This is a genomic window from Lysinibacillus sp. 10T31, from assembly GCF_056394365.1.
The window spans coordinates 1-15,660 of record NZ_JBFTHS010000040.1; the positions used below are offsets into that span (position 1 = coordinate 1).

Below are 15,660 nucleotides of genomic sequence, written 5' to 3' on the forward strand. Positions count from 1 at the left end.
TATAGACTTTTACTAGTCTATAGATGGAGTATAACACCCTTTCAGACAATTAAGGTAGCAATAGTTACCTCTTGTCTGACCTCACTTTCATCCCATGTCTAAAGACGGGCTACACCCTGCATAGGCTTTCTCGTTCGGAAAATCTGTAAGAAAATATACTGGAGGGCTTGCAATGAAGACTATAGCGGGAACAATCTCTTTATCTGTTTCTTTTACTTTATTCATTTATTTGTTAGGACTAAAACTGGAGCATTCAATTAAATATGACTCTGGATTCTTTTTTCTTCCAATAATTTTACTGATACTTTCTGTTATTTTCTTTAGACAAGACTATAAACGAGAAAAAAATAAAGATTTACGAGACTAATGATCCCTTCATGTGGTAATAACACTCCGCTATTGAGCTTACTATTTCTGAACTAAAATTTCTTTCTTATATCCAACAGCTAACCAGTGCGAATCCCATTCTGTAATTTGATTGCCTACTCTACAAGATAAGCCACATGCACGATTATCAGCGATAAATGAGCCGATTAACCATTTCTTTGTTTGTAATCCTTCTTTTAGCTTTATCGTTATAGAGGGCATTTCCACGTACTGCTGATAAATAAACAAATTATCATCATAATGGGTATACGCAGAGGCATTCGTTTTCGTACCATCCCCTGCATAAATTTCTACAGTATTCCCTTCCCGCGAATAGACAGGTTTCTTTACGAACGGCAAGTTTTCCTGAACAAATGGTTCTGCCGAAAGGTATGTTGGCAACATATACTTTTGAATAGCAGCTCGTTCTTCTGCATTAAAAAGAAGTGGATCATCTTTTCGTTCCCAAATCAGCCATAATAAAATTTTCGATTGCAGTACATATGCAGCGGGTGCGTTGATAATAGCCAACTGTCCATCTTTTACAAGTTCCAGTAATTGTAGACCAATACGATCACCATCGGATGACACATCATCTATTAAAAACTCTACTGGGTGTGCGGGACGATACAAAATATCAATTTTTTCCATGGCAGGCGTGTAAAGTCCTCGAGCTATATTAGCAGTGTTACTTGAAAAAATGATTAGCTCTTGTATAGGAACATATTCCACTTCAAAAGGTATACATTTCTTTAAAAACTGTACCTGACAATATTCCTCATAATCTTCTGTAGCCGTTTTCCCAGTAATGATGATTTTAGGTTTTTTCACATCATTTAAATAATGCATAGCCGCAAAGAGTGCACCAGACAAGGTTTTATGTAATGCCGAAACATCATTCGGACTTTTAAATCCTAAATGCTGACAAAGCGCTTCATTAATCTCAAAGGTTTCTTGGACAAGAAATGGCGTTTCACCATTTAATTCAAGACATTTTATTTGTCCGTCCTCTGTACAAATAAAATCAAAGCGAGCCAGTACCGATTGTTGCTGTAAATAATCTAATTGGATATATGGCAGCATTTCAGAACGAATGCCTAGTGCTAAAAGTTGTTCATCAGCTAAATGCTTAAATTGTTTCCCAACCTTTAAAAATATTTTCCAAAGTATAGTAGATGCATAGTTAATTTCATCGATTTTCTCTTTCGGTAAATCTAGCACATCGTATAAGGCGTACTCAAGGTCCTCAAAGTCAGGAAAGAAATTAGGAAATTGAGAATAAAATGCTTGGCGTTGTTGAAAATGATTGTCCATGTTGATTTCTCCTTTTAAGAAGATGAAGAGCCACCACGAGAGGCACCACCTGAGCCAAAGCCTGATTTCCCTGTGTTGGAAGACGAGTGATTAGAATAAGAATTAGAACTATTCGTCGATGAACCTGAACTATTTGAGTATGAGCGCTTGCCACTCGAATAAGACTTGGAACCGCTTGTATTTGAATTTGAGCTATTTGTTGTTGTTGAGTTATTTGAGCTACTAGATGTTGTACCAGACGGATTTTGAGAGCCATTCGTCGTAATTCCATTTGAATTCGCATTTTTACTTTCGCTCGTATTGCTATAATTCGTTCGTGGTACTGCTGAACCGCCGCCTTTATCCTCTCTATCTGTACCATTTTTTAAATTGCGACTTTTATAAATGGCACTTCCTAGCATTGCTCCGGTAGTTGCATACATAAGTCCATTAAAAAAATGATGAGCATAATGAGGCGAATTCTCATCTAAACACTCGAACGAACCATCATCACTTTCTTTCCATTTATCACATTCATTTGCCATATCGCTGTCATAGACACTTTGTACCCCATTCCCTGATGTTGAAGTATTATTTGTATTAGTTGATTCTTCAACAGTCCGAGTTTCTGTATTCCCACATGCGGCTAATTGCATAGCCATAAATGACGCTGTTGTGACTGCTAAATATTTTTTCATTTGTTTTGCCATATCCTATTTCTCCTTTATTTCGATACCTATTTTACGGATGTCTCCTTCTTTAGGTTTCATTTTTTACAAATTCATACATATTGTCATAGCACTAAAAACCCCCTGGTGGATTGGAATCATTCATCTCCAGGGAGTTTCGCGCAAAGATATTTATTTAGTCGGTACTGCTTTTCTTCCATATGTCATAAAGCGCCATAGCTTTTCAAATGGCCCCATTTTAAAGAATTTGAACCAGATGACACTAAAGATAATTTGAATGATAAAAATTAAGATTGCAATAATCACCGCATCAGAAGGTGAAACAACTTCAAGCCCCATTAACGACATAATAGCTAGGCCAATAAAGCTTTGAGCTAAATAGTTTGTAAATGCCATCTGACCAACTCGTCCAATTGGTTTAAGAAGCTTCGCAATTTTCTTATTTTCTAACAAAACAAATAGACAAGCTAGGTAAAAATACGTTGTCGGAATTACCCCTAAACTAATAACAGAATTTAGATTTTCGTATCCGCCTTGAGCTGCAAACCAAATCCATATTGAAATGCCAACAAAAAGCGGGAACGTCACAAATTGTAGCCACTTTATTTGTTTTGAGTATTCACTTACATGACTAATCCAATCAGCTTTTGCTACTAAAAAACCAGTTAAAAACATGATAAAAATAGTAATTGCATCATTTCCTAAAAAACCAAAAACAGTTGAAAAGGCTCCTTGATTTGGCATAAAAATTTGCCCGATAATGCTTAGGACATGAACAGTAATGATAACAAATAACCATTTACTAATTGTTGAAACCTTTGCACTATAGAAAGGAATTAGTAAAAAACCTATTACTGCATAGATAGCAAGGATTGAACCCCAAAAAATAAAAAAATGAACTATACCAATTAATAATAAAGCTAGTAAACGTCTTGCAAAACGCCATCTTGGCTTATCGCCACGCGCTTCTGCACGTGAAGCAAAAATATAAAAGCCTACACCAAAGAGGAATGAAAAAATTGAAAAGAATTTCTTCTCAATAAAAATATTAATAAGCGTATCAATAATACCATTAATTCCACTATAGTCAGGCATCGGTCCTCCCTCTACTATTACCTGATAGGCCGCTACATTTATAAACAAAATGCCAAATAACGCTAGCCCACGGATAATATCTAAGGAAACAATTCTTTCTTTTTGAGTAACAGATGGATTCATTCTTTAAAACTCCTTATTTTTCATACTTTACTGCGCTATAACTATCATAGCTCCCCATCCTTACAGTAGTTTTTTTAAAAGCTTACAGGAACCTTACATTTTTAGATTTGTCTCGTCAGTTAATGTCTTTTTTTACTTACATTAGTTTTTAATCCCTTTCTGAAAGCAAAAATATCATATTTTATAGTAATAATTATTTTTTTTAAAAAGGAGAATAGATGATGTTCGGACACCGCAGACTTGGTTTTTGCTACCCTGGTTATAAATACTGTGGACCAGGATGTTCAGGACCAGGTAGACCTATCAACGCTGTAGATTCATGCTGCAAATTACACGACGAATGTTATGCTCGATATGGTAGATCAAGATATTGCGATGAAATGTTCCAAAACTGCTTACGACCACAAATGAACGCTAATAATAGAATGGCAAGAGATGCTAAATTGTTTTACAATATCTTCGAAATGCGAAACAGGTTCTTTTAAACAATAAAGAAAGCTCACGATGTTATTTTTTTTATTAAAAATCAAGTTTTAGGCTGAAACTATTTTCACACAATATATGTATAGAAATAAAAAGGAGGATTGAAGAGCTTAAATAAATTCGCTCTATCTATCCTCTTTTTTATAAAAAAATGAACATATTTACTACAACAACTAATTTGTTCGTTAATTCAACTTACCGGGCAGTTTACCTTAATAAGAAAAACAAAACTGATGATGGTATTATTAGGGAAATTTGTATAATACACAACTTTAATAGCATTTATTGTTATAATGTATCAGAAAAGAAAAGTAATCTAAGGGATAGTTATTTCATTAAGAAAAATCGTTTTTTGAAAAGAGGGAGTTAAATGGAAAGTTTTTTCTTAATACTTATGGGCTTTTTAATCGTTATGGCAAATGTTATTGGGTTTGTATTCTTCCAAAAAAAGAAAAATCTATATTTTGCAGCTTTCATAATATTACTACTAGCAGGTATTTTTGGTGGACTAGGAAGCGTATTAGCACTATTTATTATTCGTGATGCCTTTGCGGTATTCTACGGGTTGAATCTTGCCTACTATTTACTACTAAATAGTCTTATCGTATTTCTTCTTGCGATTTTAGCTACTATAATTAAAAAATATAATAGTAGATAAATGTGATTATGCAAAAAACTTAGTTTGTGAATGAATACACTTAAAATATTGGGTGCTTTAATTACATTTTTGATTCACAAAATATCGAAACAAAAAGGCAGAATTTATTCTACACGTTTTGTAGATTAAATCTGCCTTTTTGTTAACAAACAATATTTGAGAAAACAGCCTTACTCTAAAAAGGACTTCTTAACATCCTCTTTACCTTTATACACGGATGTAAGAGCTATCGGAATTAGCTCTATCTGCTCTAATTTTATTACCAGATAGAAACTCGATCCTCAGGTGCTACATACATGCCATCTCCAGGCTTAATTCCATAGGTATCATAGAATTGCTGGAAGTTCACAATCGTGCGGTTTACCCGAATTTTAGCGGCTGAATGTACATCGTTTTTGCTTAGGATCGCTGCAAATTCTTTTGTAGTTGTAGATTTCCATATTTCTGCATTGCTTTCGAAATATGCTTTATAATCCGGATTACTCATTTTGGATACAACTTGCAATGAAGCCGCCATTCCACCTAAATCAGCGACATTCTCGCTCTGTGTAAGCTGACCGTCGCTCGACACACCCGGAATAATTTCAATTCCATTATAGAACTCAATCAGTTTCTGGTTTTTCTCTTTGAATTTCTTAAAATCCTTTTCTGTCCACCAGTTATTTGCATTTCCATTTTCGTCGTATGCAGATCCATTGTTATCAAATGCATGGCTGATTTCATGACCAATGACCATGCCAATGGCACCATAGTTTGCTTCAGGTTTAGCGTTAATATCATAGAAAGGCGCTTGGAGAATACCGGCAGGGAAAGTAATTTCGTTATTAAAAGCATTGTAGAAAGCATTTACGGTATATACACTCGTTGTCCATTTCGTTTTGTCCACCGGTTTTCCTAGCTTGGCTTTCATGTCATCAATGTATGCTTTGTTTACTGTGACGGTATTAGAGAATAGCGAACCACCTTCGTCATATGTCTTGATAGCTACTTTATCTAATGTCGTATCCCATTTATCTGGGTAACCGATCTTAACAATCATCGTATCCAGCTTTTTAATTGCTTTAGCTTTCGTAGTTTCTGACATCCAATCAAGAGCTTTGATTCTTTCCTCATACGTAGCAATTAACTTCTCTACCATTTGCTCAACATCTTTTTTAGCTTCTGATGAAAAATGTTTCTCGGCAAACATTTGCTCCAAATATCCGCCCATTGTGCCTGTTGTCTTGGCCACTGCGATTTCTTGAGCTGTTTTTTCACCTGTAACGCCTAATAACGTTGCGTCAAACTCAATAGCAGCTTCTCTGAATTCATCTGACAACGAACCGCTTGTTGCCATAAGCAATTGCACTTTGGAGTAAGCTTTTAGTACGTTAAGATTAGTCTCAGTCAAGAGATCCGCGCCTTTTTGCGCCAGCTTCACATCGGTTACGATCACTTTATCAACACTGTCGACTTTCATCGATTTCAAGGCTTGTTTCATATCTACTGTTTTGAACATGTCATCGAATTGTTCGATTGTATACGGATTATAGTATTTATTGACGTCGCCTTTTTCATGAGGTTCAAGTGATACGGAAGCTAAGCTTTTCTCCATATCATATACTTTTTCGGCAAGTGCATTCGCAGCAGACTTTTCCTCGCCCGATGCCACAAGAAGTCTGGTCATATATTGAGTATAGGCTTTTTTCGCTTTCGAGTCTTCCGTTACAAAGCTGTTCTTATCCAGACCAGTAGTTAATCCAGAGTAATACAAAGCATTTTCACTGCTGTTCTTTGCATCGTTCATGATTGCAAAGTTGAATAATGAGGTTAGACCCAATTCTTTCTCCAGGATAAGATCTGCTTGAACGAGTTCATCAAGCGTTTTAGCCCCATCAATTGCCTTTACATATTTTTGGATGGGCTCAATCCCTTGTTTATTTCTATTTTTTGAATCCAACGCTGTCGTATAGAAGTCGGCAATTTTTTGTTCTTTTGTTCCTTCTGCGAACTGTTTGCCAGCGAGCTCTTCTATTATTTTTTCTATTTTATCGTTATTTTGCTTGTACAGCTCGGGAAATACGCCGCCCATGATTTCTCCTGCCGGAATTGTCGATTTATTTAACCATTCCTTATTGATTGCTTCATAAAAATCGTCATTTAAATGGGAGCCTTTAAGCGACCAAATTCTGGCGATAATGTTTTGGAACTCATCGATTGTAATAGTGTCATTTGCGCCTAATGTGCCGTCAGGGTTGCCCATCAATACGCCTGCTCTTGACAGTTTATTGATATCTTTCTTAGCCCAAGCGGGTACATCGGTGAACTCGACGCCAAATGTTCCACTGCGTAGATCATTTCCAACAGGCTTTGGTAATTCGCCGAATGCCCTGCTCAACATGACTAAAGCTTCAACCTTCTTAGCTGGCTCATTCTCTCTTAAATCTCCGTTTTTAGAGCCTTGCATAACGGCTTCTTTATTAATACCTGGTTGATAAGCATCTGCTGCCATCAACAAGGTTTTAGCGATCTCTCCTCTAGTCGCTGGTGGCGACGTTTCATCGGCATACACCGATACGCTAACTGATAGGACCATAATTATGGACATGAATAAGGATAAAAACTTCTTTTTCATCTTCGTGCTCCTCTATAGTAAATTTGTATAAATAAAGATAAATGGATAGATTTTAGAATTTATACCATTTAAAAACCATTGTAGTCGATTTTTTTCAGTTTGAAAATATGTAAGGAGCTTTTTCATTTTCACAATTAAACAAACGGAGAGATAACCAAACTAGAAGCAATAATCTTTGAGAGGCTCCTTTTGAATTACCGCAACATTAGTTTGATTAACGAACAAATTAGTTGTTGTAGTAAATAGGGTCATTTCTAATAAAAAAGAGGATAGATAGAGCAAATTTATTTAAGCTCTTCCATCCTTTTAATTTCTATATATATAATGTGTGACATTAAATAAGAATATTCACTATTTAAAGTTGGTTTGACTTTTAATAAAATATTTATTCACCGTGAGCATTTTTTATGAACATTAAGATTTTATATAAATTGCATATTTTTGTGGATTAGTAAAACCTAGCTTAGTGCCTAAATGATAAGATGCTTGGTTATGAATGTCACAATCCCAACAAGGCTGTATTTTATTTAAAATACAAAAATCAATAAATTTCTCTGCAATGAAGCTTGCTAATCCTTTTCCTCTATAATTCGGATCAGTTACTATATCAACCTCTGCGAATTGATGGGATTTAAAAATAGTGACAGCTTCACTAATAATCTTGTCTCCATGCCGCAAACAAAAACCAAAGCCATTTTCAAGAAAATTATTAGTAGAATCCCAGTATTCCTCATAATATTGATTGTCGAATTCTAAACAATGCTCAATTTGATGTTGCTTAATTTTAATGGATTCATAGTCAAGCGACTCTCTTCTTTCTCTATCGTTATAAGCATTTATAGCAAAGGTAAAAGTGTATCTTTCTAGTTTTTTCACAAGACCATTTAATCGTTGTTCAATTTTTGTGTTCCAATCATCTGAATAAGAAAACAATGTAAAACGTTTACTTTGTTCAATAGATTCTTGTAGTAAAGATCCAAGTTTACTTACGATTTGCTCGCTAGAAGAATCACCATAAACATAGTATATTCCCGATTTAGTTTGAAATAGAAGTGAATGGAGGCTTTCATTGTCGGCATAGACAGTGCCTTCTATTACCTGATCTAGTATGCTATAGACAAATGTTGGTGCCCTTTCTATTGTTTCTTTGATAATCGAATAATTCTCGGCCGTTACCTCGATCATTATCATTCCCCCTATTCTTTGGATATATCTTCAAGCATTATAACATTGATAGAAATTATTGGGTCTATTGTTTAATTTTTAAACAATGTATAATAGGTACATAAAATTTGAAGGGACTGAAATATGCGCAGATAGCAATATTTTTCATCCAAACTTAATTAATTACTTGGAGGTAAAAGTATTGATAGATCAAATCTACACAAAAAGATTGTATTTAAGAAAAATGAAGATGGCTGATGCACATAGTTTATTTAATATTTGGTCAGACTCAGAAGTTACAAAATTTATGAATATTACTAATTTTACTCATGTAGAACAAGCGAATGAAATGATTGAGCTTTTTGATGAATTAACTGAGGAGCGCAAAGCTATTCGCTTTACCATTATTGAGAAGGAATCAAATGAGATAATCGGCACTTGTGGATTCAATTCAATTGATGAAGTTAACGCCTCAGCAGAAATTGGCTATGATCTTGCTAAAGCTTATTGGGGAAAAGGATATGCGCCAGAAAGTATTTCGGCTTTGATTGATTATGCTTTCACCACTTTAAACATAAATAGAATTGAAGCAAAGATTGAGCCTGGTAATATAAATTCTATAAAAGTAGTAGAGAAATTGAATTTTACTTTTGAAGGAACATTTCAGGAAAATGAAGAATCAAAAGAATCTTTTTATGACATTAATGTTTATTCTTTATTAAAATAAATTGATGTAAAAGTTATAATAGCCAAGAATGTTACCTAAGAGCATTCTTGGCTGCTTTCATTTCTGTTACTTAATCAGAATCCAAATTTCACAATAAAGGTCAAGACTAAATGGATCTTCGTCTGAGTACGTATGTCCAAATAAGTAGGATGTTAAAATTCCCCATTCTTTTAATAAAAATAAGAGTATAGAGACCGTCAGAAGAGACAACTCCATACTCCCTCTCTAGTTTAAAATATATTCAATAAATCTATTGGCTTTTCGATGATATAGTCATACTCCTCTGGCTTACCAAAACCATATGAAGCAAAAACAAAAGGAATCCCTGCAAACTTCGCAGAAAGCATATCTCCTTGAGTATCTCCCACATATACAGCGTTTTTTATGTGATTTCTTTCCTTAATTAATTGAATATTTTCTCCCTTTGATAAGCCTGTACGTCCCGGATTTTCAAAATCGAGAAAATATTTGTCTAGTTTATGATAAGCATAAAATGTTTCTATGTAGCCCTCCTGACAATTGCTCACAATGAACAAGCGGAATTTTTTTGAAAGGGCTATTAAAGTTTCTTCTAACTGCGGATATAAAATACCGCCATTAAGTAATAAATCATCTTGCTCTTGCTGGCAGCATGCTAAAATAAGCTCCATCTGCTTTTCTTCATCAAGATAATCAAATAATACAGCGGCTATTTCTTTAATTTGTAAGCCCATCGTTTTAGATAAATCCTCTTCGGTTATCTTTCCTTTACCGAAAGGAGACGCCTGAACTACCTGCGTCCATGATTGCGCTACTGTTTTTCTTGAATCCCAAAGTGTCCCATCCAAATCGAAAATAATGCTATCTATGTCCATATGCAACCTCCTTCAATATATTATACAAAATATGGATGTTGAAGAAAGCGAAAATTTCTCTTAAGGAGAATTTTTAGATACAAGATACGGTGCTTACTATGCTGGACTACACTATATAAAACATCATCACTACAAAAAATGGATTTGGCAAACAATCGTTTACCAAATCCATTTATCTTATTGAACTGGAATCCAAATTTCAGAGTATGAATCAGGGCTATATGCATCTTCATCAGGGTAAACTTCAAGTTCAGCTGTTCCTGCTGGTTTATATGGATTGGATGGGAACCACTCTGAATAAATTTGCTTCCAAGTATTTTGCATAGCTTCTGGCATAGGACCATGCACCTCAAACACAACCCACTTCGATGCAGGTATTTCCGTCGCAAATAGGTTTTCTTCCACTTCCCCTACATGATCCGTAGCAATCCAGTAATCAATGAAACCATTTTGCTCTTGGCTTGTATTTGGTACACAAACACCTAACACCCCTTTGATGCTTCCGTTATTTAATTGGATAAGTTGATGATCGAATTTTTTCGAATTCATCTCATTCCAAAATTGAGGAATGCCTTGTAAGTTCTCACCATTTTGACAATTATATGTTCTTTTTACCCCTACCACTTGAAACTTTTCTTTTTCTACGATTTTATACTTCATTGGTTCTGCTCCCTTCAAGCTTACCTGGATGACCAGGCGATTGTATGATTGTAGTTGTCCTTGCTTCTTTCTTGCTTCACTAGGCGTTAGGTTATGCTGCTTCCGAAATGCCTTTGTGAAAGCTTCAGGAGAGTCGTAGCCATATTTGTAGGCGAGTTCGATTACTTTTTGCTCTGTATTTATTAACTCCTGTGCAGCTAATGTTAGCCTTCGACGTCTTATATAATCAGCAATAGACATATCCGTTAAAATCGAGAAAGTCCGTTGAAAATGAAAGACCGAAGAATTTACCTCTCGTGCAATTTGCTCCATTGTGATGTCATCTAGTAAATGCTCCTCGATATAATTAATTGCTTTTTGAATCGACTCAATCCAACTCAATTGCTCTCACTCCTTGTTTATAGCTTAAAACATCATAATTAGTTATTCCTGTCTTTTTATGCTAACTTTGGACTGGTTAAAATGAAAGCTTTATTTTCACCATAGCGTGGTGTTGATTTCCGTTCCGACCGGTCGCTTTGTTGCTGCCGCTACGTTAGCACTACGCTTTCGCACAGAACAAAGCTTCCTGGGGGCGTCCGATGAGCCGCTTCACTCGCGTTGCTCGCTCCAGGGTCTCAGGCCAGCACGATGCTGGTCACGAAGGCGTTATCACAGGACGTGATGGTTTTAGCCTTCGTTCCTCTATTGTTGATCCCCAAGGAGTCGACCAGTCTCCATTCCAATCAACCTATATGCATAGAATCAACAAAAGTAATACCTATTTTTGGATAATATAGGTTAAAATAGTATAAAAAATTAGATTGAAGGTTTTGATATTGGTTAAATGGCAAGGAGCTGCAGGAATTTGTTTAAATGAAGACAAACAATTATTAATGGTTTTGCAAGGGACTGAAGAGGAAGTAAAAACTTGGTCAGTGCCATCAGGGGGAAAAGAAACTACCGAGAATTTTGAGACATGTTGTATCCGCGAAGTATATGAGGAAACAGGATTTGTAGTAGACATCGTCAGAGAAGTGTTACATAAAAATAATGATGTAGTAGAAGTTCGCTATTTCGAAACAATCATTAAAGCTGGTCAAATGCTGATACATGATCCCGATGAATTGATTTATGACATTGCGTGGAAATCAAAAGATGATTTACTAGATTTAACATTATCTTTCCCTGAAGATAGACAATTTCTATTATCATTATTTCAATAAAACCTATCGCAATAAATGATGAGAAACTTAGCTTAATGCTTGGCATTACCTCAACCGCGGGTATTTTCCTTTCACCCGCGGGTAAACTCTTATATTATGATTATTTCATTTTTACTTTTTCAACAGCCGCTTCATATATCAATTCATCATCAATTTTAATATATTGATTTTTCGCAGCCTTACAATAGCCTTCTTGTTCTAAAAAATCCTTTAGTTCAGATTTCTTCGCAAATATTTTTTCAATGACATTTTTCTCCGCTCCAGATTCATCATCTGTTCTTTTAGCAATTGATACCCAATATATTTTTGACAAGTTATTTCCCCCTTTGGATCAATTATTTATAAATAATTAAAGCTGAATGTATAACTGTATGTTCCCCTATATATAAAGTATTGTATTTAATATCAACTATTAAACACTCGCTTAAATCTAATAGAGCGTTGTTAATATCATGTTCAAATTGTACAATGTCATTATTTTGGATCGTTACTACTTGAGTCGCTTGCGTCATACATTTTCCCCCTTTTCTTCTAATCATAGAATAAAAGGAATTATTTGTCACAACAAAATGTTTTCGGTAGTAGGAGTAGGAAGAGAAAAAGTAGTACATAAAAATCATAGGGTAATTCTGCAAAATATTTGGTAATATATACTAAGGATACCAAACAGAATTGAGAATAACTTTTGCTAAAACGTATACTTGGTATTTGATTGGAGTGCAGGCTTTGACAACTCTTGAAGATGAGCTTTTTTAAAAAATACCATAGCAAAAATGGAGAGATTCATTTGAAAATAATAGAGAGAGTAATAATACTATCATGCACAGCTATATTCCTATTCATTGTTTTTAAAGCCGTTTATAATGGTGTACTGGCAAATAGATCTTTGATTAAACCGCAAAGTTCAAATTATTATCAAATAATCGATAAAGATTTCAATAAAACCGTAGACGTACCTTTTACTGATATTCACTCATATAGAGGGAATGCTGACTATATTTATATGAGTGTAGATCAAGAAAGTACTTCTCTCAATAATAAAATTGTTCAATATAATCGCAAGACTCAAAAATGCACAACCATTTTTACTAGTAAATTCAAATTACCGTCAGTTCAAGGGGTAGAATTAAATGATAATTGGTTATTGTGGGTAGATACCGATGAAAATGGATGGTATCTGAATCCATATTTTATGAATTTAAAGACGCAAGAAATTCAACCATTAACAAAAGAAAATGAAGAAAATGTTATTAATGATTTCCCCATACTAATTGAAGACTACGCAGCTTGGATTAAAATGGACAGAAAAAGTGAAAAAGCGGAAGTTATGCTTAAGAATCTCAAAACAGACGAAACTATAAGTATAATTAATTCAAATAGCTTTACATTCAGGAATATGTCTTTGTCTGCAAAGGATGGAAAAATATTATTTACTGATGAAAAAGATCATTTTGGATACCTCTATTTGTATGATGTGAAAAGTAAAGAAATAAAAGAATTTAAGAGTTCATATGAATTTATTGGTTGGGCAAGGCTTCTAAATGATCAACAATGGGTTTATCTAACATTTGACGCCCCATCTGAACCTTCAACTGGTGATGGTAAGCTAATTTTTTATGACGCTTCGACAAATCATACGCAAGAAGTTGTTTCGGATATTGATAGTGTAAGTGATCTTAACATTGATTTTAATAATCAAATATATTTATTTTTCAATGATAATGAGTACTATAAAAAATTTAAGATAAAGGATCATCTATTAGTTGAGGATGGTTGGTTAGAAATACCGAATTTTTTTAGATTTTCAGCTGAAAATGGTGTTTATATCCATGACTATGAACTAAATGAAAAAGGCAAATTAATAATTCAAAGTAAGCTAACTAACTAAAAAATGGCTATCCCTATCAATGAAAAATTGGGATAGCCTTCTTTTTGACACTCAATTCCCCCACATTTTGGGTCAAAAAAGTGTCGGAGCACTAATGCCCCAACACTCCCCTTCAATACATTTTTAAATATTCTTCCCGCTCCCAGTTATGGACACGTGTGCGGTATTTATTCCATTCTATTTCTTTAGCAGCAGTGAATTTTTCAAAGATATGATCTCCAAGCGCTTCACGTACGATATGATCCATTTCTAGTTCAAGGAGTGCGTATTCCAATGACGATGGGAGGCTGTCGATACTGTTCAATTCACGTTCTGCTCGTGACATTTTATAAATATTGCGATCTACAGCATCCGGTGGTGTGAGATCTTTGCGAATGCCATCGAGCCCAGATGCTAAAATAACAGCCATCGCTAAATATGGATTTGCTGCTGGATCGACAGAACGCAACTCAATTCGTGTTGATAGTCCCCTTGAAGCTGGAATTCGAATAAGTGGTGATCGGTTTTGTGCAGACCATGCTACATAGCAAGGAGCCTCATAGCCTGGCACTAATCGTTTATAGGAATTAACAAGTGGATTTGTTATAGCTGTAAAGCCGTGTACATGTTTTAGTATCCCGGCCATAAAGCTACGTGCTGTTTGGCTTAATTGCAATTCTGCACGATCATCATAAAACGCATTATTATCCCCTTCAAATAATGATAAGTTAAAATGCATTCCAGACCCATTAACACCATATAGTGGCTTTGGCATAAAGGTTGCGTGCAGTCCATGCTGTGCTGCTATCGTTTTTACAACAAGCTTAAACGTTTGAATATTATCACATGCTTCGATCGCACTTGCATACTTAAAGTCGATTTCATGTTGACCTGGTGCAACCTCATGATGTGATGCCTCAATCTCAAAGCCCATTTCTTCTAACTCTAATACGATATCACGTCGACAGTTCTCCCCTAAGTCAGTTGGGGCTAAGTCGAAGTACCCACCACTATCATTTAACTCAAGTGTTGGATGCCCTTTTTCATCTAGCTTAAATAAGAAAAATTCTGGCTCTGGTCCTAAATTAAATGAGCTAAAACCTAACTCCTCCATCTCCTTTAACACCCTCTTCAGATTGGAGCGTGGGTCACCTTCAAATGGTGTACCATCTGGTCTAACAATATCACAGATAAAACGAGCCACTTTGCCTTTTTCAGCAGTCCAAGGAAAAATTACGAAAGTATCACGGTCAGGGCTCAAGTACATATCTGATTCCTCAATGCGTACAAAACCTTCAATTGAGGAACCATCGAACATAATTTTATTGTCCAATGCTTTTTCTAATTGGCTAACTGGTACTTCAACGTTTTTTATTGTTCCTAATATATCAGTAAATTGTAGGCGAATAAATTTAACATTTTCTTCCTCAACACGACGTTTAATATCTTTTTTTGTATAACGTTTCATTTTTCACCACTCCAATGTAATTTTTATTAACACAATTCTTTTGTAACTGTTTTTAAAATACATTAAAAGGGTGTAAAACACAATATCTATGTAAGGTTTTATTACATGCATTTTATCGAATATATTAATCTTTTTTACAGATGGATAGAGTCACTCTCCCATCCCTTTTATCACATAAGGTCTTTAGACTCATCATACTGTAGTTTAACTAAAAAAATTTTGACTTTATTGCTAGATGCAAGAACTTTTTTTCCATATTTTATATCACATTAGTCTTGTATAATGTCATATTTATTGGTAAATTTATAGCAAATTAGAATTTCTATATTATTCATCATATAAGTAAATATGGCGTATATATTATAGTCGGAAATTATCATATCCATTTTACCTT

Annotated in this window: 16 protein-coding genes; 6 read left to right on the forward strand and 10 right to left on the reverse strand. The window is 34.8% G+C overall.

Features of this window, described 5'->3' with window-relative positions; translation table 11 throughout:
* Nucleotides 1-172 precede the first annotated feature (172 nt).
* Complete coding sequence (locus AC1DCY_RS19880) at nucleotides 173-367, forward strand: hypothetical protein (RefSeq protein ID WP_477352986.1); 195 nt, start codon at nucleotides 173-175, stop codon at nucleotides 365-367.
* A gap of 41 nt (nucleotides 368-408) precedes the next feature.
* Here AC1DCY_RS19880 and AC1DCY_RS19885 read toward each other — a convergent pair whose 3' ends face one another.
* The 3 genes from AC1DCY_RS19885 to AC1DCY_RS19895 form a co-directional block, all read right to left on the reverse strand.
* The gene (locus AC1DCY_RS19885) at nucleotides 409-1,680 is read right to left on the reverse strand and encodes a glutathionylspermidine synthase family protein (RefSeq protein ID WP_477352988.1); all 1,272 of its coding nucleotides are present in this window, start codon (nucleotides 1,678-1,680) and stop codon (nucleotides 409-411) included.
* 14 nt (nucleotides 1,681-1,694) lie between these two features.
* Nucleotides 1,695-2,369, reverse strand: coding sequence for a hypothetical protein (locus AC1DCY_RS19890; RefSeq protein ID WP_477352990.1), 675 nt, complete (start codon nucleotides 2,367-2,369; stop codon nucleotides 1,695-1,697).
* Between the two features lie 150 nt (nucleotides 2,370-2,519).
* The gene (locus AC1DCY_RS19895; RefSeq protein WP_477352992.1) at nucleotides 2,520-3,566 is read right to left on the reverse strand and encodes a DUF418 domain-containing protein; all 1,047 of its coding nucleotides are present in this window, start codon (nucleotides 3,564-3,566) and stop codon (nucleotides 2,520-2,522) included.
* Nucleotides 3,567-3,787: 221 nt separating this feature from the next.
* Here AC1DCY_RS19895 and AC1DCY_RS19900 point away from each other — a divergent pair, with 221 nt between their 5' ends.
* Nucleotides 3,788-4,051, forward strand: coding sequence for a Parvovirus coat protein VP1-like protein (locus AC1DCY_RS19900; RefSeq protein WP_477352994.1), 264 nt, complete (start codon nucleotides 3,788-3,790; stop codon nucleotides 4,049-4,051).
* Nucleotides 4,052-4,419: 368 nt separating this feature from the next.
* A complete protein-coding gene (locus AC1DCY_RS19905) occupies nucleotides 4,420-4,707 on the forward strand; it encodes a 3-isopropylmalate dehydrogenase (protein ID WP_477352995.1) in 288 nt (95 codons plus the stop codon).
* A 259-nt stretch (nucleotides 4,708-4,966) separates the two neighbouring features.
* Here AC1DCY_RS19905 and AC1DCY_RS19910 read toward each other — a convergent pair whose 3' ends face one another.
* A complete protein-coding gene (locus tag AC1DCY_RS19910) occupies nucleotides 4,967-7,321 on the reverse strand; it encodes a M13-type metalloendopeptidase (protein ID WP_477352997.1) in 2,355 nt (784 codons plus the stop codon).
* A gap of 414 nt (nucleotides 7,322-7,735) precedes the next feature.
* Nucleotides 7,736-8,506, reverse strand: coding sequence for a GNAT family N-acetyltransferase (locus tag AC1DCY_RS19915; protein WP_477352999.1), 771 nt, complete (start codon nucleotides 8,504-8,506; stop codon nucleotides 7,736-7,738).
* A gap of 181 nt (nucleotides 8,507-8,687) precedes the next feature.
* Here AC1DCY_RS19915 and AC1DCY_RS19920 point away from each other — a divergent pair, with 181 nt between their 5' ends.
* Nucleotides 8,688-9,212, forward strand: a complete 525-nt coding sequence (locus AC1DCY_RS19920) for a GNAT family N-acetyltransferase (protein WP_477353001.1) — start codon at nucleotides 8,688-8,690, stop codon at nucleotides 9,210-9,212.
* A gap of 230 nt (nucleotides 9,213-9,442) precedes the next feature.
* Here the strand turns inward: AC1DCY_RS19920 and AC1DCY_RS19925 are convergent, their stop codons facing one another.
* Nucleotides 9,443-10,066, reverse strand: coding sequence for an HAD family hydrolase (locus AC1DCY_RS19925; RefSeq protein ID WP_477353003.1), 624 nt, complete (start codon nucleotides 10,064-10,066; stop codon nucleotides 9,443-9,445).
* Between the two features lie 177 nt (nucleotides 10,067-10,243).
* Nucleotides 10,244-11,107, reverse strand: a complete 864-nt coding sequence (locus AC1DCY_RS19930) for an AraC family transcriptional regulator (protein WP_477353005.1) — start codon at nucleotides 11,105-11,107, stop codon at nucleotides 10,244-10,246.
* 437 nt (nucleotides 11,108-11,544) lie between these two features.
* On the opposite strand from AC1DCY_RS19930, the gene AC1DCY_RS19935 reads away from it, so the two are divergent.
* Entirely contained in the window at nucleotides 11,545-11,931 is a 387-nt protein-coding gene (locus AC1DCY_RS19935; protein ID WP_477353007.1) for an NUDIX hydrolase, read from the forward strand.
* Between the two features lie 100 nt (nucleotides 11,932-12,031).
* Here the strand turns inward: AC1DCY_RS19935 and AC1DCY_RS19940 are convergent, their stop codons facing one another.
* Both AC1DCY_RS19940 and AC1DCY_RS19945 read right to left on the reverse strand, forming a co-directional pair.
* Nucleotides 12,032-12,244 (reverse strand): hypothetical protein, encoded by a 213-nt coding sequence (locus tag AC1DCY_RS19940; protein WP_427560882.1) that lies wholly within the window; start codon nucleotides 12,242-12,244, stop codon nucleotides 12,032-12,034.
* Nucleotides 12,245-12,266: 22 nt separating this feature from the next.
* Nucleotides 12,267-12,443, reverse strand: coding sequence for a sporulation protein Cse60 (locus AC1DCY_RS19945; protein ID WP_477353009.1), 177 nt, complete (start codon nucleotides 12,441-12,443; stop codon nucleotides 12,267-12,269).
* A gap of 275 nt (nucleotides 12,444-12,718) precedes the next feature.
* On the opposite strand from AC1DCY_RS19945, the gene AC1DCY_RS19950 reads away from it, so the two are divergent.
* On the forward strand, nucleotides 12,719-13,819 hold the full coding sequence (locus AC1DCY_RS19950; protein ID WP_477353011.1) for a hypothetical protein: 1,101 nt from the start codon (nucleotides 12,719-12,721) through the stop codon (nucleotides 13,817-13,819).
* A gap of 112 nt (nucleotides 13,820-13,931) precedes the next feature.
* Here AC1DCY_RS19950 and glnA read toward each other — a convergent pair whose 3' ends face one another.
* Nucleotides 13,932-15,266 (reverse strand): type I glutamate--ammonia ligase, encoded by a 1,335-nt coding sequence (glnA, locus tag AC1DCY_RS19955; protein WP_477353013.1) that lies wholly within the window; start codon nucleotides 15,264-15,266, stop codon nucleotides 13,932-13,934.
* Nucleotides 15,267-15,660 lie beyond the last annotated feature (394 nt).